The organism is Streptomyces sp. NPDC001450 (assembly GCF_053597295.1).
Genome location: NZ_JBSFHY010000014.1, coordinates 196,833 through 214,374, shown reverse-complemented (window position 1 = coordinate 214,374; position 17,542 = coordinate 196,833). Strand labels below are relative to the sequence as shown.

The window sequence follows — 17,542 nt, the reverse complement described above, 5'->3', positions numbered from 1 at the left end:
CCACCGCGACCACACCCACGTACAGCAGCCGACTCCGCCATTTCGCCGTGCTGGTCATGCCGTCACCTCCGCACGGCGCAGCACCGTGATACGCCAACGCCCGTTCTTTCCTTTGCTGCCGCGCTCAGTGCCGCCGACAAGGTCCGCGCCGAGCAGCCGGACGAAGGCGAACGCGATGAGAAAGACGTAGAGGAAGAGCAGCACCGCGTAGGCGGAGGCCGGTCCGAAACGGACGTTGGAGGCCTCGTCCTGCGCCAGCATCGACAGGGTCTCCACCGAGTTCTTCTGCGCGCCGATGAGGATGTACGGCAGGTCGAACATCCGCAGCGCGTCCATGCAGCGGAAGAGCACGGCCACCAGCAGTGCGGGCTTCACCAGGGGCAGGGTGATGTGCCAGAACTGGCGGAGCGGGTTCGCGCCGTCGATGCGGGCCGCCTCGTAGACCTCCTTCGGGATAACCTGCAGTCCGGCCAGGACCAGCAGCCCGATGAAGGGTGCCGTCTTCCACACCTCGGCGACGATCACCGCGACCTTGGCGTGGAAGCCTTCGGTGGTCCACAGGATCTGACGGCCGATCAGGGTGTTGGCGATGCCGTTGCTGTTGAAGATCCACCGCCACAGCAGCGCGGAAATTGCTGTGGGCACCGCCCAGGGGACGAGGATGCCGGCCCGGACCAGGGCGCGGCCCCGGAACGCCTTATGCATGATCAGGGCCATGGCCACCCCGATCACGGTCTCCAGTCCCACTGTGACGACGGTGAAGAAGGTGGTGTTCCAGAAGGCGTTCCAGAACCGGTCCCCGGCGGCACCGAAGATCTCGCTGTAGTTCTTCAGCCCGACGAACGGCTCCGTGGTGCGGATGAAACCGGTCTTAGGGTCCAGCCCCTTGGCCCCGTACAGCGACTCCCGCAGCGCCATCAGTGTCGGGTAGAGCACCACGATCGACAGCACCAGGAGCGTCGGGGACACGAGTAGTGCCGCCATCCGCCCCGAACTCGAAGTCGCCTTGTTCCGCGCGCGCCGACGGCTCGTCGGCCCGGAGGGACGTCCTGACGGACTGCCGGCCGTGGTGCCGAGCTCGTCCGCCGCGGTTTCGGGCGGGGTTCTGGTGTCGGCCATGGCCACGCTCCTCACTGCGCCGTGGACTTCTGCAGGTCGTTCTGCAGGTCCTTCAGCGCCTGCGCGCTGCTCTTGCTGCCGGTCAGAGCGGCATACGCCTGCTGCTGGATCGCCGATGTCACGTCGCCGTACTGCACGACCCGCGGACGCGGCACGGCCCGCAGGATCGACTGCTTCAGGACGGGCAGGTACGGGTACTGCTTGACCAGCGATGCGTCGTCATACAGGTCCGCGTACGGCGGGGCGAGGGAGGCGTCCTTCAGGAACGTGCTCGCACTGGTCTCACTGGTGAAGAACTTCATGAAGTCCAGCGCCGTGGCCTTGTTCTTGGCGAAGGACGACAGGGCCAGGTTGTGCCCGCCGAGGCTGGAGGAGCCGGGTCCGTTCAGCCCGGGCAGCGGCGCGACCGCGAACTTGCCCGCCAGGTTGCTCTTCTCGGCCAGCGCGTAGACGTACGGCCAGTTGCGGAGGAAGATCAGCTTTTCGCCCTGGAACGCCTGCCGGCTGTCCTCCTCCTGGTAGGTGACGGCCTCCTTGGGGATGGTCCCGTCCTTGACGGCACCGGTGAGGAAGTCCAGGCCCTTCCTCGCCTGGGGGGTGTCGACGTCCGGCTTGCCGTTCGCGTCGGTGACCACACCGCCCGCCGAGTTCACGGCCTCGGAGAAGTTCACCGTCAGCCCCTCGTACTTCTGGAACTGACCTGCGTAGCAGGACATGTCCTTGGCCTCGGGCAGCTTCTTCACCTTGGCGCAGTCGGCCGTCATCTGCGCCCAGGTGGTGGGCGGCCGGGCGATGCCGGCCTTCTTCAGCAGGTCGGTGCGGTAGTACAGCAGCCCGCCGTCGGAGCTGGCGGGGGCCGCGTACAGGGCGCCGCGGTACTTCGCAGTCTCCACCACGGGCTTGAGTATCTTCCCGAGAGGGAACTGCTGCTCGGGCAGGCGGTCGATCCACTGGTGGGCGGCGAACTCCGACGTCCACACGACGTCCAGGGAGAGCACCGTGTAGGCGTCGGACTTCGTCTCCGCGTTCTGGATCATCTGCTGCCGCTGCGAGTCCGCGTCCGTCGGGAGCTGGATGAAGGTGACCTTCTCCTTCGGGTGCAGCGCGTTCCAGCGGGCGATGACCTTGGGCACGACGCCGGTGGCATCCTTCCCGGCCACATACGTGATGGGGCCACGGCCCTGGAAGGACACGCTTCCGCTCCCGGCCTGCGCCCCTGAGCCGCTGCCCCCGGAGGAGCCGCAGGCGGTGAGGAGAAGCCCCCCTGTGGCGAGGATCGCCGAACACTGAAGGGCTCTGGTGATCTTGGTCATCACTGTCTTTCTTTCTCCTGGTCGTGCGGAAACCGAAGTGCGGCTGCCAGAGTTGTCAAAACGCTGTATGAACGAAAAGACCTGGTCAGCGAGCTAGAAGACTGCTATTCGGGAGCGAGATCGACCTTGTCGAGACAACGCTTGCACGCTAGGAGTGCACTTGAGGCATGTCAATGCGTAACTTGCCGGTAATGCGGACGGATTTTGATGTGCCGCACATTCTATTTCTCAACAAATACGGAGAAATAGGTCGAATCGGACTCTATGACAGCGCTGTTATGAGCCAGCGAACAGATGGGGCGCATCTGTGCTAACTTCCGGTCATGTCATCCGCTCAACGGCTCCCCACGATGGTCGACGTCGCCGAACGGGCGGGGGTTTCCCCATCCACCGTCTCGCGCGCCCTGCGCGGCCTGCCGAGCGTCTCGCCGCAGGTCCGTACCCGGGTCGAAGAGGCCGCTCGTGAACTGAACTTCGCGGTCTCGCGCCAGGCCGCGAGTCTCGTCACGGGTAAGACCGGGGTCCTGGCGGTGCTCGTACCCACGCTCAACTCCTGGTTCCACGGGTCGGCACTGTCCAGCTTGGCCCCGCCCCTGCGCGCGGTCGGCATGGAGCTGTCCGTCTACGTGATACCCGACATGGCCGAGCGCACCGCGTTCTTCGAGCGCCTTCCTGCGCGGCGGAACGCTGACGCGCTGGTGGTGTTCGGGTTCGACCTGACCGACGAGGAGACGGTGCGGCTGGATGACCTCGGAATGCCGGTCATCTATGTGAGCCAGCATGTCGAGGGCCGCCCGAGCGTGTACGTCGACGACGTGGCCGGAGCGGTGAAGGCCACCCGGCACCTGCTCAACCTCGGCCACCGCCGTATCGCCTTCGCACCGACCGTGGGCGCCAGTGGCTTCTGCTTCAGTTCGCGCGAACGGCGGCTCGGCTACCAGCAGGCTCTCACCGAAGCGGACATTCCTCTGGACGACGACCTGGTGGTCACCATGTCGTTCGAGGACAAGCGGAGCATCACGGAGGGGATCGGGAACCTGCTGAGCCTCAGGGAGCCGCCCACTTCGATCTTCGCCGAGACGGACGAGTTGGCCATCGCCATCATCCACGTTCTGGCCAATGCTCAGATACAGGTGCCCGAGCGGATCTCCGTCATCGGATTCGACGACCATCAGATGGCCGAATGGACAGACCTGTCCACGGTCGCCCAGTCACCCTCCGACATGGGCCGCCTGGCCGGCGAACTGGCCCTGAAGCTCCTCCACGAATCCGACCCCGATCACAAGCAACACGTTGTCCTTCCCACGTACTTGGTTCCCCGGGCCACCACGGCCCCGCCCCCCGCACCTCGAGATGGTCGAGAGGGCGCTTCGGAAGGCCGGTACGGCTGAAAGGCCGTTCGCAGGCGAGGAGAGCACATGGATCAGCAGCGTACGGTTCCCTGGCGCGAGGCCACCTGGCTCAATGCGCCCCGGCGCATACAGGCAGACGGACCCGATCTCCTGGTCACCGCACGTGCTCGCAGCGATTTCTGGCGTACCACCAGCTATGGCTTCACACGCGACGACGGACACGCCCTGCTTCACGACTTCCCGCAGGGCAGTGCAACCGAAGTCACCTTCGTTGCGGACTTCGAGACGCTCTACGACCAGGCGGGCCTGATGGTGCGCGTGGACGCCGAGACGTGGATCAAGGCCGGGGTCGAGGCGTCCGACGGGGTGCCTCAGCTGGGTGCGGTCGTCACCCGGGGCCTGTCCGACTGGTCACTGGCCCCGGTTCCCGACTGGCACAGGCGCGAAGTGACCGTGCGGGCCAGCCGCAGCGGAGACGCGGTGATCATCCGTGCCCGCTGCGAGGACGGTCCCTGGCGCATGGTCCGCCTCGCCCCACTTCCTCCGGAAGCCATAGCGGCAGCAGGGCCCTTTTGCTGCTCGCCCGAGCGGGGCGGCTTGGAGGTCCGCTTCACCCGTTTCACCCGAGGACCAGCCGACACAGCGCTGCATCAGACGGCAAACGTGTGAGCAGGTCTGCCCGGACCTCCCGGGCGTACCGATGAAGGGGCGAAGAGTGACCAGCCCTTTCTGACGGGCGTGGGTGGTGTCCGCACACCGTTCGGGCTGTGGGGCTGCATACCAACACCCGTCCGTCCTCGATCCGGTTGGCCGCGGACCGGTTCGTCGAGGCGCTGTATCGGACCTGCACGGCCTTGAACTCGTGAGGGAGATTCGCTGCCTGTGCCGGCCTCGATCCACCTTCCCTGGTGCATTACACGTTTCAGGCGGAGGTCAATGTCGAGCACGACGAAGTCCGCCATGGCACCGGGTCGGATCGCACCAATTTGCCCAAATCGGCCGAGCAGTCTTGCAGGACGCTCTGATGGCGCGGTGGCCGCCTGCGAAACGGTCATCCCGCAGGCGCGGACGAAGTTGCACACCGCGGTGTCGAGGGTGAGCGTGCTGGCGGCCAGTGCACCGGTGGTGTCGACGGTGGCTCTTCCCTCGCGGACGGTGACGGGCAGTGTGCCGAGTCTGAATATGTCGTCCCCGAAGGCCGCGGCTGACATCGCATCCGTGACGAGTACGGTTCGTTCCGGTCCGGCGTGTCTGGCCGCTATGCGGACCATGGTGGGGTGCACCAGTATCAGGTCGCAGATGAGTTCGAGGCTGACGCGGTCATCATCCAGTAATGCGCCGATGGGGCCGGGGTCCCGATGATGCAAGGGGCGCATCTGATTGAACATGTGCGTCGCCACCGTCGCTCCCGCGTCGACGGCGGCACGGACCTGTGCTTCGTCGCTGTCTGTGTGCCCGATCGCGGCGATCGCGCCGGCATCGGTGATCTGCCGGACGGCATCGATCCCGCCCTCCAGTTCCGGGGCGAGGGTGACCATACGTATGGTGCCCCGGCCCGCGTCCAGCAGCCGGCCCACCGTTGTACAGTCCGGCGGGCACAACACCGCCGCATCGTGTGCTCCGCACCGGGCTGTGGAGAGAAAGGGGCCCTCCAGGTGGATGCCCGCAAGTAGACCGTCGTCGACGAGATCCGCCAGTCGGCTGATCTGTGCGATCAGCTCGGGCACAGGACGGGAGACCAGGCTCGCCATCGTCGTGGTCGTGCCGCGGCGGCGGTGTGCGGCCACCGCCGCCAGTTGCTCCGTCTTCCCGTCGACGTACGACGCGCCGCCCCCGCCGTGGCAGTGCAGGTCGACGAAGCCCGGCAATAGCCGGCAGCCCGCGATATCCGTCAGTGGTTCCGTCGTCGGCCGGCAGGCTGTCGTCGGTCCGGTGTCCGTATCCGGGGGGACGCAGTCGACGGCCTCGATCACGCCGTTGCGCACCACCACCCAGCCGGGATCGAGGACTTTGTCCGGCGTGACGATCCGGCCGCCACCGATCACGTGCCGCCGGTCCGTCACGGGACGGTCAGCTGCCGAGCCAGCAGCGCTGCACCGAAACAGTCGGCGTCGGTGCCCAGTTCGGCACGCCGCAGCTCCGGCCTTCGCTGGAAGGTGAGCCTTTCACCCAGTCGGCGGTTCAGGGGGGTGGTGAGCGCTTCACCGGCCATGGACAACCCACCGCCCAGGACAACGGCTTCAGGGCCGAGGAGCGTTGCCAGCACCGCAAGGCCCTGAGCCAGGGCGGCGACCGCCTCCTCCCAGACGTCCGCGGCAACCGGGTCACCGGCCTGCGCGGCGCGCAGCACTTCGGCGGAACCGGGCACCTCTCGGCCGGAACGTTCATGGAACCGCCTGGCGACGGCAGTCGCCGACGCCAGACTTTCCAGACAGCCGGACCGGCCGCAGGCGCACGGCTCACCGTGACCGACGTCGATGTGCCCGATCTCGCCCGCGTATCCTCCGCCGGTTATCAGCCCCCCGCCAAGGACCAGCGCCGCGGCGATGCCGGTGCCTATGAGCATGATCACCGCGTCCTGGCAGCCACGTGCGGCGCCCAGGTGCCATTCGGCGAGCCCGGCGGCCGTGACATCGTGCCCGAGGGCGACGGGTCGGTCGACGGCCTTAACGAGCGCCTCGCGGAAGGGATAGTCCCGCCAGCCCAGGTTGGCCGAGTGGACCCCGACGCCGTCATGGACGATACCCGGTATCACGACGCCGATCGCGTCCACGGGATGTTCGCCGGTGAGTTCGACGGCCGTGTCCGCCACGGCGGCGACCACGGCCTCGGCGGTGCTGATGCCATCGGCACGTCGGGGGGTCCGGAACCGCCTTCGGGCCTGCACTGCCGGTTCGTCGGAGCTGCTGGCCTCCACGACGGCGACCTTGGTCCACGTTCCGCCGACGTCGACCGCCAGAACTCTTCCTGGTTCACTCATTGGAAGCCCCCCTGTTCCACGGCCATCGGCGACGGCTGTCCGTCGTTGTGGCTCACTCATCGGCGGGCCCCTCACGAACAGCTCTCTCCGGACGCAAGGACCACGTCAGGCGTGCTGAGGGACGACGGCGTGCCGAAGTCGTCCGCTCGTAGGGCAGAGCGCCGTCCGGCATGAACACCAACTCGATGTATCCCACCGGGGTTCTCAGATAGATCCACCGGTCGCCGGCGATGGGTCCGGTCGTGATGGTCTGCGGGACGCCGAACATGACAACTCCCGGATACCGGGACAGCCTTTCCGCCGCGACATCCACATCGTCGACGAAGAAGGCAAGGCGGCCACCTCCGACGTCGCTGTTGCGCGGCGGATCGGATGCCGCGTCCGGTACGTCGAACTGCCAGAGTTCGAGGTTGTCGGTGGGGCCTAGCCGCAAGGCCGCGTGCCGGACAGTGCCGCTGGAACAGACACCAAGCGCCTTGCCCAGGGATCCCTCGGCAAGGTCCTGAGGAGGAGTGCGATACACCTCCTCGGCGCCCAGCACTTCGATGAAGAATCCGATCGCGGCGTCCAGGTTGCGGGTGGTCAAGGCGAGGTGGTCGTACGGCCGTTGCGTGACTCGACTATTTCAAGAACGTAGATCTCCTCGTCAGCGCTGGTACGTAACTGATGGCACGAGGATTTCTCGTGAAAGTACTTCTGATCGGAGGCAGTGAGTCAGACGACGTCGCACGTAAACAGCTCGTCAGAGATGTACCCACCTGATACGCGGACAGGTTCTCGGTCATCGAAAGGACCAGGAAAGACGAGCTCTACTCGATTTTCCGCCGGCGCGCCGAAGGTCGGTTTTCGTTTGCACTTCGCGCTATGAGGCTTTGGGTATCACCCCCCTGGAAGCCGCGTTGAGGGTGAGCGGGCTGGTGAAGCTGGTCGAGCGACTGGAACCCGCTGATCTCCTCAGCCGCGGGGCAGAATTGCGCAGACTGCTGGAGGGCCAGATCTCTGTCCAGCTATTCCGGACGGATCTGCTCCGGGCTTGGCGCCGATTCTCAGTGATGGGCTGGAGTGCTGTGAGTTCATAAGGCTGTACTTGCCCGGAGTGTTCTCGCGCGTCAGGGTGTTATTGGGGGTTGGAAATAATGCGTCGGGATCCGTGGCCGCACTCACCAGCGGAGCGGAGTCACTGCGATGCCCTCAAACCCAGTGGGCAGCTCCCAGGTCGGTTGGATGGAGAAACGATGAGTGACCTCGGCGCTCAAGAATGTCGGCTGGTACTGGGCGGCGTCATTGCCGATGACGTCATCCGCAATGACGAGCTCGAGAACATATACGAAGCCGGCCTCGATGGTCGTCAGAACCTTTGCATGTTCGTGGGTACTGTTGGCAACCGCTCGCACTTGGACTCTCGCTTCCGGAGACAGCTGGTCTGCCACGACCAACGTACGAGATAGCAACCATTGCAATGCATCCCCTGAGTCGGGAACGGTTATCCGGTTAAGTAAAAAGCGCTCGCGTCTTGTAGTGGCGCGAGCAGCGTGTTCACACAGATAGAGCATTCGAATTGAGGCCACTTTGAGCTGGCACCCTCCCGCCGGTCTGGGCGCTAGGCGCGAGCTGTGCGGACGAAAACGCTGATGCCCACTTCGGGGCACCCAGTTAGCTGCGGGGCACCCAGTCATACGTCGGCAGAGGGCTTAACGTTCACTTGCGAGCGGGGAGTCAAGAGGTACTGGTCGGTCGAGCGGGTCCGGACTCAATCAGTAGTCCCCATCAAGTGCTGTGGTGATGCCATACATTATCGCGCTACCGCCCGAATACGGCCTATTTGTGAGACGTCCTAGCTGTCGGTTCGAGAGCCGTCTTCAAGCCATCGAGCGAGACACCGACGTGACCTGCGTGGTGCACCGATTCCCATGCCGAGTGGTGCACTCCCGTGAGCATGGAGATAGTCCGCATCGGGCTCGGCGGAGACGTTCGCTCTTCACATGCGCCGTCGGGAAGGCCACCCAGGCCGCCCGCGCTGCTGGTCCTTTCCCGCCGTCGGCCCGCGGCGTGCCACCAGACACCCGCCGACCGTGGGCCCGTCCCGAGCGTCTCCGTCACCCACCGGTCTGATCCGCTCGAAGAAGCAAGTTCACCCGCAAATTAAAGCAACTTGTGATATCTTCATGCGCGATCTATCGTAGATGGAGAGTGGGGCTATCCCATCGCGATCAGTCTGTGCCGGTCGCTGAACGGAGTGCCGATGCCAGTAACGCTTCTTCCTCGGGGTTCACCTTCTCGCCAGCCCCAGTCTCACAGCCCGGCCCGCCTCGGTCTCCGGGTGCTGCACGGATCGAGCGTCCACCGGCCACAGCCGCTGGAGGTAGTCCCGCTCTGCGGTCAAGCCTGGCCGGCCCGCGTTTGGGCGCGGCTGCCGCTTTTTGGGTACTCGGCCTCCTTGAAGATGCTTCTACTTGATCGTCTCACGACCTCCTGTGCGCAGGTGCTCACCCAACGGCTCGCAACATCGCGTCGGCACATGGCGCTCCCAGCTCATAACCCACCGCCCCGAAATGTGGGATGGCTGGCTTCGCTTATTCGCGAACACGTCGCCGTATCTGACTGCCGAAAAGCGTGCGCCGATCGAAGGACCTCGCGGGTGATCACTGGGCTGCTCAAGGGGGCGGGGCGGGCCTGTGACGGCCTGTGATGGCATGCCTTCTTTCACGCCGGCGAGCCCGCGCTTTGCGGAAACGGCCATCGCGGCGTGATTCCGGACAGAATCGCAGTCGAAAGGGGAATCGTGAGTGGATTCGAACGGCGCCTCATGCGCGCGGCTGTGCCGTGGGTACTGGGGACGCCGTGAGCTGGGAGCCGTCGGCGTGTACCAATGTGCCAGGAAAGCTCGGTAGCCGGCGCAGCGCGATGCCGCCGCTGGTCGGCAAAAGAGCAGGTCAGCGGCGACAAGAGGTGGCAACCAATGGCTGTGGTCACAACCGGTGCTGCCACACCGTTTCCTAGACTGACGGGATGAACAACTACACGTGCACCCATTGCGGCACCGTCGGTCTGGTGGAGGGTTTCATCGAGGACGCCGGCGAGCATTCGCGCGGCTACGCACGCTGGATCGAGGGTGCGTTGGAGCGGGGGATCTTCGGCGGTGCCAAGCGGATGGGCCGGCCCCGGCGGCAGATAGAGGCGTTCCGCTGCCCCAAGTGCGGGCACCTCGAGCTGTTCGCCGGCGGTGAGGTGTAGTTGGCCCTTGGGCGCAGATGCGCCGGGCCGTCAACCCGCATCGGCTGGGCCGGGGGTGGGCGGACTCGCGGCCCAGGCGACGGCGTCGTCGAGTTCGTCGTATCCGAACTGCCGTACTTCGGCTTGGACGAAGTGATTCGCGAAGGGGGGTGCCAGTTCGGCGAGCTTGCTGTCGGCCGCCAGCGCGACCCTCCTCACCTTGCGGTGATGGTCTCGGACGAAACGTACATGCCGGAACAGGCTTCCGATGTTCTCCCATCCCGGGAAGGCGCGGGCGTGCACCACTACACCGGCCAGGGCGTCGTGGGTTTCGAGCCAGTTGTCGGCGGTCTGCGCCAGTGCGTCGAAGTCCTGTGCACGCAGCGGTTGTTCGACCTCGACCAAGAGAACCTTCGACTCGGTCAGGAGCTTGTGGGACACGCCGGGCCCTTCGGGCAGTGAGACGAGCCAGCTCAGGGCCTCCTCGCGATCGTCCACGTCGAAGACACGTACCGGGCAAGGCATCAGGAAACTCGTGAGCCGCGTCGACTCCCGGATCCAGCGGATGTCGGTGACGACGGCGCATCCCTCGAACAGGCGCATGGCACCGATCCCGACCTTGAGGTCCTCCCACCCGGCTGCCGGGGTGAACGACCGGAAATCCGGACCGCACTCCCACAGGAGCCGGATCCGGCGCCCCTCCCTGCGCGCGTCGTCGATGATCGGCTCGATGACTGCTTCGTAGTCGTCCTTCGACACCGTGCCGATCGCCTTGACCGCATCGATCCCTGAGGGCACGTCCTGGGCTCTTTCAAGCATGTCGTTCCTCTCTCCGTGCCCGTGCGACATGGAGCCCGGGCCGACGAACTGCGCAGCGCGGCGCCCATGCGGCGGACTACCTCCGTCCGTACAACCGGTCGAGGTCAACGAGTACCACTTCTCCCTGGGCTTCGGCGGCACGCAGGGCGGGGCTGAAGCCGGCTCCGCTGTAGCAGGCGGGCCTGGTACGGGTGGTGTCCTCGCCGCGGTCGGCGAGGATGTCGAGGAGGCCGCGGAGACGTTCCAGATGGGCCAGATCCATGACCTCGTCCCACCGGGCCAGGCCCACCGACAGCAGAGAGCCGTTGCGTACGCCGCCGTGGCCGCGTACGACCACTTCCGCCGCCAGTTCCTTACCGCCGGGGTGCGCCGAGTCGGCCACCGACCCGTGGGCCGCCGACCTGGGAGGGGCGCCCAAGGTGTCCGGGCCGGCGAAGTGGAGGGCCCAGTCGCGGCAGATCTGAGCGAAATGGGACCGGGCCACCAGGGAGTCGAACTCCGGGCGGACGTGCTTCCAGACCGCGACGGAGTCTTGCTGTGCCAGTGCCGACCGGTGAGGCCGTACGACCGCGTGTTCGAAGGTCAGCAGGGGCTCGGCGACGCGCAGTCTGATGAGGCTGGGCCGGAAGGCGTCGGGCTCGCTGTACAGCAGGCCGTGTTCCCGCAGCAGCCCCAGGCAGCGCGCGGTGTCGGTCAGGGGAGCGCCGAGGCAGTCCGCGACCTGGCCCTGGGTCGAGCAGCCCGTGGCAACGGCGGCGAGGGCGGAGTGGCACAGGGCGCGGTCCTTCTGGTCGATCTCCTCCTGCACCAGGTTGTACGCCTCGCGATACACGGGCTTGCCGGGGTTGAGTACGGTTCTGCACACCCAGGCGTCGAAGTCCTCCCGCCCTGTGGGGGTGTCGGCTTGGACGTATTCGTGCCGGTACGCGGGCGTGCCGCCGACGACGGCGTGGACGAGCAGGGCGAGGAAGGGGTCGTCGATGCCCCAGAAGTGTGCCGCCCGGCGGTGGTCGAACGGACGCAGGGTGAGGTGCAGATCGCTCAGTTCGTGCAGTGGGGAGGCCGTGCTGAACAGCCGGTGCATGAGGGGCAGGGAGCTGCCGGTCAGCAGGAGGCGTGCCTGGCCGGGGTGTCCCCCGTCGTGGCGCCGGTAGGCGCTGTGCAGGATGGAGGGGAGCGAGGGGCTCTGGCGCACCAGGTCGGGGAACTCGTCGAGGACGATGGGTGTCGGACGCCGGTCTCCGAGCGCCAGGAGGGCGTCGGTGGCATCCTCCCAGCCGTGCCAGTGGGGTGGGGACGGCGCGTTCGTGTACCGGGCCAGCCCGGCGGCGAGGTGGCTCAGCGACTCGGCCTGTGTCCCCTGCTGCGCCCCGAAGTAGAAGCCTCCCAGGGCGCCGGTGAGCGCCTCCAACAAGTACGTCTTGCCCTGCCGAAGCCGCCCGCTCACCACCCCCAGGCGGGCCTCGGGCCGGCTGTCACAGGCGAACGCGACGAGTTCCTGCCACTCGGCGTCCCGGTCGAAGACCTTCTGCGGCTTGTCCGGGAGAGGGATGTCGGACGTCGGCACGGCCATTCCCCTCGTTCGGTGGTGCTTTCCTTTCCAGTACAACGCCGGATGCCGGGCCCCGCGACACACGATGGGTCTGGCCCGGCACATGCAGGGCCTTTCCCGGCCGTTGCGACCGCGGACCGGGATGATGAAAGGTGCCGGCTCGCACCGGCTGCAACCGCGATTACGTCGGGAGGTGGCGAACGTGGCGCCTCGGCTCCGGCTCACGCTGCTGGGCATCGGCGCCATGGCGTCGCCGCGCTTCGCGCCCGCCGGCCTGCTGCTGGCGTACGGCCGCCGGTTCGTCGTGTTCGACGGTGGACCGGGGGCCGAGCCGCCCCGGGGCCCGCTGGAAGCCTGGCTGGCGACCGACGAGCGTGCCGAGCTGCGCTCGGCCCTGCGGCGCCTGGCGGCCCGGCGAGGGCTGGTGCCGCGCATGGCGGACCTGGACCTCGGCGACCTGCGTATCCGCGCGCTCCCGGTCGCGCACACCTCCCATCCGACCTGCGGCTACCGAATCGAGTCAGGGGCGGTGGCGGCGGTGTGGGCACCGGAGTTCTGGACGTTTCCGGGGTGGGCGGCGAACGCCGACCTGATGTTCGCGGAGGCATCCGGATGGAACCGGCCGATCCGCTTCCGTGGTGGCGTGGGTGGCCATGCCCCGGTGCGGGAGATCGCCCGCGAGGCGGCCCGGCATGGGATCGGCCGCCTGGTCTATGCGCATATCGGCCGCCCGTGTCTGCGCGCGATGGACGCCGGTCTCACACCCGAGTACGGCGAATGGGGGCGTGAGGGGCACGTGTACGTGCTGGCCGACGCCGTGGACCCCCCACGGACCTGACGGCGTCGGTGCGGAGGCGGGTGTGGCCGAGGCGCCGCGCGACGCCGTGACCTCGGTGGTCGTGCGGCTCCACCAGATCACCGCATCGGTATCGTCGACCGACCGCAGCATCGTCGAGATGATCGCGGGCGGCGCGGAGGGGCCGGCCGGCCGGTATGCGACTGTCAGGCAGGGATCTCAGCCCCGTGGACGAATGACTGCCAGGGGGCACTGGGAGAACTGCAGGAGATGGTGGCTGACGGAGCCGAGGGCCAGACCGTGGAAGCCGCCCAGTCCCCGCGAGCCGACGACCAGGAGGTCGGCGCGGTCCGAGGCGCGGGCCAGCGCGATGACCGGCGCTTCATCGGGCACCTGCTCCACCACCTCGACATCGGGATGCTCCTCGCGCAGCGGCGCCAGCCACTCCTCCAGGGCCTGCAGATGCTCCTTGGTCATGGCGTCCTGGGCCGCGCTGACATACGCGTGTGGTCCTGGATGGCTCCAGGCATGCACGGCCTGCACCTGGGCGCCGCGCAGCTCCGCCTCCTCGAAGGCGTACGCGAGGGCGGCCCGGGAGTGCACCGACCCGTCGGTGCCGACGACGATGCGGCCGTGGCCTGTGGCGACGTGGTTGACGACCACTACCGGGCAGGCCGCGTGACCGACCACCTGCAAGGCGACCGAACCGAGGAGCAGGCTTCCGAAGCCGCCCATCCCTTTTGCGCCGAGCACCACGGTATGGGCGTGCTCTGCCTCGGCCAGGAGCACCGCTGCCGGGGTGCCTGACGGGAGGGCCGATATCACCTCCAGGTCCGGATGGGCTTCCTGCACGATGGCGGTGGCCTCGGCCATGACGCGCTGGTCCCAGTTGCCCGCCTCCCATGCGCGTCCCTCTTCGGTGGCCGCGTATGAATGGGCTGGGGGCAGGACGTGGATGATGCGCAAGGGGCACTGGCGCAACGCCGCCTCGTGGGCGGCCCACACCAGAGCTCGCAGACTTCGCCCGGAGCCGTCGACTCCGACCGCAATCGGATCAGTCATTGCCTTCTCCCGGGGATGCGGGCGGCACCGTGGTTCGTCGCCGCCCTATTTGCGGAACTCATTCAAGTTCACGACGGATCATGGCGTTTTCACGCTCCCCTCTACCGTCATCCATACACCGCATGGAGGCATCTCAGCATGGGCCTTCCGGCCCCGTCGGCCACGGGATCCGCGGTCGGCCTCGCCGACTCCTCGAAGAAAGTCCGCACCGTGGTGAGCTCGCATGATCGCAGCCCTCTGCTCAGAATGGTGCTGTACTCCAACCTGCCACGCGGGACACACCGCCGCATGGGACGAGAGCCTCGTGTCCGCGGGGCGGGCGGCCCGTATCCGGGAGGCGACATGCACCACCGAACGGTCGAGGAACTCATGACCCGGGACGTCGTCCGGGCACGGCGTGACACGCCGTTCAAGGAGCTCGTCAGGCTGCTGGCGGAGAACGACGTCACCGCCGTGCCCGTGGTGGACGAACTGGAGCGCCCCATGGGTGTGGTGTCCGAGGCCGACCTGCTACGCAAGTGCGCCGACCAGGCCGATCCGTCAGGCAGGGTCCCGGTCCCGAACCTGGAGGCCTGGGAGCGGGCCAAGGCCGAGGGTTCCCGCGCCGAGGAACTGATGTCGGCTCCGGCGGTATGCGCACGTCCGGAGTGGAGTGTGGTCGAGGCCGCTCGCCTCATGGAGGCCCAGCACGTCAAGCGGCTGCCCGTGGTGGACGAGGCGGACCGGCTCAAGGGCATCGTCAGCCGTGGTGACCTGCTGCGGATCTTCCTGCGCCGTGACGACGCCATCCGAGAGGAGATCACGGGGGACGTGCTGGGGCGCACGATGGGGCTCGATCCCTCCGAGGTCACGGTCGAGGTGCACGCCGGGCGGGTCCATCTCGGCGGCTCCGTCGAGTTCCGGAGTCTGGTCCCCGTCATCGAGCAGCTGTGCCGCGGCATCGACGGCGTAGTCTCGGTCTCCGGCCGCATCGGGTACCGGACGGACGACACCCGCCGTCCCGCTGCCGGCGGCTGACCAGGGCCGGCCGACGAATACGCCGCGCGGCGCGGCGCCTCCGCGAGGAGGGGCAGCGATTGCCGGGCCGTCGTGCTTGCTGACGATCACCGAGGCGGGGTACGAACTCCTTGCTCTGGAGGCGCAGGGGGCGAGGACGCGTTGACGGCGTGGTCATTGGCTCTTCCGTCCGCCTGGCTGTGTTCTTGGCGCAGGACGCCGAGGACGACGGAGCCGTCGACGGTCTCGTGGGTGACCAGTTCACCGGTCAGGCGTTCCAGGGCGGGCAGGTGGCCGCGCAGCAGCGTGATCGCGCGCTGTTCGGCCTGGCGCAGCAGGCGGGCGACCTCCTCGTCGACGATGCGCTGGGTCTGCTCCGAGTACAGCGGCCGGCCCGGCTCGTCGGTGGTCTCACCGAGGAAGTGCGGGCGGGATGAGGCGTAGCCGATCGGCCCGAGTTCGGGGGAGAGGCCGAACTCGCGGACCATGCGGGTGGCGAGCTGGGTGGCTCCGGACAGGTCGTCGGCGGCTCCCGTCGAGCCCTCGCCGAAGGCCACGAGTTCGGCTGCGCGCCCGCCCAGGCGCACCGTCAGGAGGTCGGTCAGGTAACTCTCGCTGTACAAGTGGCGTTCCGCCTCCGGGAGTTGCTCGGTGACGCCGAGAGTGACACCGGCGGGCAGGATGGTGACTTTCGCCACCGGGTCGGCGTGTTCGCACAACGCCGCGACCAGGGCGTGGCCCGATTCGTGGACAGCCACCGAGCGGCGCTCCTCGGGCAGCAGCGCGTTGGAGGACTCCCGGCGTCCCAGCAGCACACGGTCGCGGGCGGCATCCAGGTCATGCGGCTCTATCCGGGTGCGGTCGTTCCGTACGGCGTTGATGGCGCCCTCGTTGACGAGGTTGGCGAGATCGGCGCCGGAGAACCCGGGCGTGGCGCGCGCTACGGCATCCATGTCGACGTCCGGAGTCAGGGTCTTGTCACGGGCGTGGACGGTGAGGATCGCGGCCCGCTCGGCCTGGTTGGGCAGCGGCACGGTGACCTGCCGGTCGAAACGCCCGGGGCGCAGCAGGGCCGGATCGAGGGCGTCGGGCCGGTTGGTGGCGGCGAGGACGACGGTGCCGCTGGACTGGTCGAAGCCGTCCATCTCGGACAGCAGCTGGTTGAGGGTCTGCTCGCGTTCGTCATTGCCGCCCAGCCGTGCTCCGCCGGCGCGACGTGACCCCAGCGCGTCGATCTCGTCGATGAAGATGATCGACGGGGCGCGTTTGCGGGCCTCGCCGAACAGGTCGCGCACCCGGGAGGCGCCGACCCCGACGAACATCTCCACGAACGCGGAGCCGGTCACCGACAGGAACGGAACGTCCGCCTCGCCGGCGACTGCCCGTGCGAAGAGCGTCTTGCCGGTACCGGGTGGCCCCACCATGATCACGCCACAGGGTCCCTTGGCACCCGCGGCGGCATAGCGGGCGGGATTGCGCAGGAAGTCGACGACCTCGCTGATCTCCTGCTTGACCCCGTCATAGCCGGCGATGTCGTCGAAGCCGGTGGTGGGCCGTTCCGCCTCGATGATCTTCGCCCGCGAGCGCCCGATGGCGCTCAGCCCTCCGGTCACCGACCCTGCGGCCCGGCGTCCCATCCACACGAAGAAGCCGATCAGCAGCAGGAACGGCAAGAACGTGAAGAGCACGGACAGCCATGCCGAGCCGCCGCTGCTGCTCTGGCTGGCTTTGATCTGCACGTGGTGAGACGTCAGCTGCTGCTGGAGCTGGGCCCCGGTGCCCAGCGCGGTGGGGACCTGGGTGGTGAACTTCGTCCCGTCCTTCAGAGTGCCGCTGATCGCGCCTTTGTCGTTGATGTCGACCGTCTGCACCTGGCTGGCGCCTACCTTGCCGACGAAGTCGCTGTAGGGAAGTGATGTCGCGTGTGGCCCGGATTGCGCGCGCGAGAGCAGGAGGACGATGAGGATCGTCATCAGGATCCACCAGAAGATCCACCGTCCGCCGACCGGCTGCGGTTGCCGGGACGGAGGCGTGGGCGGTTCGCGCGGCGGCCCGGGCTTGGCGGGCGGCGTCAGGTGCCGGTGCGGCATCCGCACTCGTGTGATCACCAATCCCACGCCCTTCGGTCGGCATGAACCCCGGCTACCAGCCTCACCCCGATCGTTCCTGGCCGGCAGGGGTCGAATGGCCCTGATGGGGCAACGTGGGCACTCACGGCAACTGCCGCTCGCCGCCGAGCTGGGCGTCGTCTGCGCCTGCGCGGCCGCCTTCCTCGCCTTGGCCATCAACGGCTTTGGGTAACCCGAGCAGGCCGGCGTTCAGGCCCACCACCCGGTCCGC

At 67.6% G+C, this 17,542-nt stretch carries 15 protein-coding genes; 5 read left to right on the top strand and 10 right to left on the bottom strand.

Going from position 1 to position 17,542, the window contains the following annotated elements:
* Nucleotides 1-54: 54 nt before the first annotated feature.
* Both ACWC5O_RS18165 and ACWC5O_RS18160 read right to left on the bottom strand, forming a co-directional pair.
* Nucleotides 55-1,119, bottom strand: coding sequence for a carbohydrate ABC transporter permease (locus ACWC5O_RS18165; protein ID WP_450587740.1), 1,065 nt, complete (start codon nucleotides 1,117-1,119; stop codon nucleotides 55-57).
* Between the two features lie 11 nt (nucleotides 1,120-1,130).
* Entirely contained in the window at nucleotides 1,131-2,432 is a 1,302-nt protein-coding gene (locus ACWC5O_RS18160) for an ABC transporter substrate-binding protein (RefSeq protein ID WP_450587739.1), read from the bottom strand.
* A 323-nt stretch (nucleotides 2,433-2,755) separates the two neighbouring features.
* Between ACWC5O_RS18160 and ACWC5O_RS18155 the strand changes: the two genes are divergently transcribed.
* Both ACWC5O_RS18155 and ACWC5O_RS18150 read left to right on the top strand, forming a co-directional pair.
* On the top strand, nucleotides 2,756-3,823 hold the full coding sequence (locus ACWC5O_RS18155; protein WP_450587738.1) for a LacI family DNA-binding transcriptional regulator: 1,068 nt from the start codon (nucleotides 2,756-2,758) through the stop codon (nucleotides 3,821-3,823).
* Nucleotides 3,824-3,850: 27 nt separating this feature from the next.
* The gene (locus ACWC5O_RS18150) at nucleotides 3,851-4,453 is read left to right on the top strand and encodes a DUF1349 domain-containing protein (RefSeq protein ID WP_450587736.1); all 603 of its coding nucleotides are present in this window, start codon (nucleotides 3,851-3,853) and stop codon (nucleotides 4,451-4,453) included.
* Here the strand turns inward: ACWC5O_RS18150 and nagA are convergent.
* The 4 genes from nagA to ACWC5O_RS18130 form a co-directional block, all read right to left on the bottom strand.
* Nucleotides 4,435-5,847 (bottom strand): N-acetylglucosamine-6-phosphate deacetylase, encoded by a 1,413-nt coding sequence (gene nagA / locus ACWC5O_RS18145; protein WP_450587735.1) that lies wholly within the window; start codon nucleotides 5,845-5,847, stop codon nucleotides 4,435-4,437. The two genes, ACWC5O_RS18150 and nagA, sit on opposite strands and share 19 nt — an antisense overlap.
* Nucleotides 5,844-6,764, bottom strand: a complete 921-nt coding sequence (locus ACWC5O_RS18140) for an ROK family protein (RefSeq protein WP_450587733.1) — start codon at nucleotides 6,762-6,764, stop codon at nucleotides 5,844-5,846. The genes nagA and ACWC5O_RS18140 overlap by 4 nt, the downstream gene beginning before the upstream one ends.
* A 52-nt stretch (nucleotides 6,765-6,816) precedes the next feature.
* Nucleotides 6,817-7,350, bottom strand: coding sequence for a VOC family protein (locus tag ACWC5O_RS18135; RefSeq protein ID WP_450587731.1), 534 nt, complete (start codon nucleotides 7,348-7,350; stop codon nucleotides 6,817-6,819).
* 574 nt (nucleotides 7,351-7,924) lie between these two features.
* Complete coding sequence (locus tag ACWC5O_RS18130; protein WP_450587729.1) at nucleotides 7,925-8,194, bottom strand: hypothetical protein; 270 nt, start codon at nucleotides 8,192-8,194, stop codon at nucleotides 7,925-7,927.
* A 1,579-nt stretch (nucleotides 8,195-9,773) separates the two neighbouring features.
* On the opposite strand from ACWC5O_RS18130, the gene ACWC5O_RS18125 reads away from it, so the two are divergent.
* Nucleotides 9,774-9,998 (top strand): hypothetical protein, encoded by a 225-nt coding sequence (locus ACWC5O_RS18125; protein WP_450587728.1) that lies wholly within the window; start codon nucleotides 9,774-9,776, stop codon nucleotides 9,996-9,998.
* 30 nt (nucleotides 9,999-10,028) lie between these two features.
* Here ACWC5O_RS18125 and ACWC5O_RS18120 read toward each other — a convergent pair whose 3' ends face one another.
* Both ACWC5O_RS18120 and ACWC5O_RS18115 read right to left on the bottom strand, forming a co-directional pair.
* On the bottom strand, nucleotides 10,029-10,796 hold the full coding sequence (locus tag ACWC5O_RS18120; protein WP_450587726.1) for an STAS/SEC14 domain-containing protein: 768 nt from the start codon (nucleotides 10,794-10,796) through the stop codon (nucleotides 10,029-10,031).
* A 76-nt stretch (nucleotides 10,797-10,872) separates the two neighbouring features.
* A complete protein-coding gene (locus tag ACWC5O_RS18115; protein ID WP_450587724.1) occupies nucleotides 10,873-12,369 on the bottom strand; it encodes an AAA family ATPase in 1,497 nt (498 codons plus the stop codon).
* Between the two features lie 181 nt (nucleotides 12,370-12,550).
* Between ACWC5O_RS18115 and ACWC5O_RS18110 the strand changes: the two genes are divergently transcribed.
* A complete protein-coding gene (locus ACWC5O_RS18110) occupies nucleotides 12,551-13,186 on the top strand; it encodes an MBL fold metallo-hydrolase (RefSeq protein WP_450587722.1) in 636 nt (211 codons plus the stop codon).
* Between the two features lie 177 nt (nucleotides 13,187-13,363).
* On the opposite strand, the gene ACWC5O_RS18105 is transcribed toward ACWC5O_RS18110, so the two are convergent.
* Nucleotides 13,364-14,206, bottom strand: a complete 843-nt coding sequence (locus tag ACWC5O_RS18105) for a universal stress protein (protein WP_450587720.1) — start codon at nucleotides 14,204-14,206, stop codon at nucleotides 13,364-13,366.
* A gap of 342 nt (nucleotides 14,207-14,548) precedes the next feature.
* Between ACWC5O_RS18105 and ACWC5O_RS18100 the strand changes: the two genes are divergently transcribed.
* Nucleotides 14,549-15,223, top strand: a complete 675-nt coding sequence (locus ACWC5O_RS18100) for a CBS domain-containing protein (protein ID WP_450587719.1) — start codon at nucleotides 14,549-14,551, stop codon at nucleotides 15,221-15,223.
* 86 nt (nucleotides 15,224-15,309) lie between these two features.
* On the opposite strand, the gene ftsH is transcribed toward ACWC5O_RS18100, so the two are convergent.
* Nucleotides 15,310-17,310: an ATP-dependent zinc metalloprotease FtsH gene (gene ftsH, locus ACWC5O_RS18095; RefSeq protein ID WP_450587717.1), complete on the bottom strand. Its 2,001-nt coding sequence runs from the start codon at nucleotides 17,308-17,310 to the stop codon at nucleotides 15,310-15,312.
* Between the last annotated feature and the right edge of the window lie 232 nt (nucleotides 17,311-17,542).

Excerpts from the sequence above, each read along its gene's own strand:
- ACWC5O_RS18165 (WP_450587740.1), bottom strand. The coding sequence starts at position 1,119 with ATGGCCGACACCAGAACCCCGCCCGAAACCGCGGCGGACGAGCTCGGC.
- ACWC5O_RS18150 (WP_450587736.1), top strand. The coding sequence starts at position 3,851 with ATGGATCAGCAGCGTACGGTTCCCTGGCGCGAGGCCACCTGGCTCAAT.
- ACWC5O_RS18100 (WP_450587719.1), top strand. The coding sequence starts at position 14,549 with ATGCACCACCGAACGGTCGAGGAACTCATGACCCGGGACGTCGTCCGG.
- ACWC5O_RS18155 (WP_450587738.1), top strand. The coding sequence starts at position 2,756 with ATGTCATCCGCTCAACGGCTCCCCACGATGGTCGACGTCGCCGAACGG.
- ACWC5O_RS18160 (WP_450587739.1), bottom strand. The coding sequence starts at position 2,432 with ATGACCAAGATCACCAGAGCCCTTCAGTGTTCGGCGATCCTCGCCACA.
- ACWC5O_RS18140 (WP_450587733.1), bottom strand. The coding sequence starts at position 6,764 with ATGAGTGAACCAGGAAGAGTTCTGGCGGTCGACGTCGGCGGAACGTGG.
- ACWC5O_RS18105 (WP_450587720.1), bottom strand. The coding sequence starts at position 14,206 with ATGACTGATCCGATTGCGGTCGGAGTCGACGGCTCCGGGCGAAGTCTG.
- ACWC5O_RS18115 (WP_450587724.1), bottom strand. The coding sequence starts at position 12,369 with ATGGCCGTGCCGACGTCCGACATCCCTCTCCCGGACAAGCCGCAGAAG.
- ACWC5O_RS18125 (WP_450587728.1), top strand. The coding sequence starts at position 9,774 with ATGAACAACTACACGTGCACCCATTGCGGCACCGTCGGTCTGGTGGAG.
- ACWC5O_RS18120 (WP_450587726.1), bottom strand. The coding sequence starts at position 10,796 with ATGCTTGAAAGAGCCCAGGACGTGCCCTCAGGGATCGATGCGGTCAAG.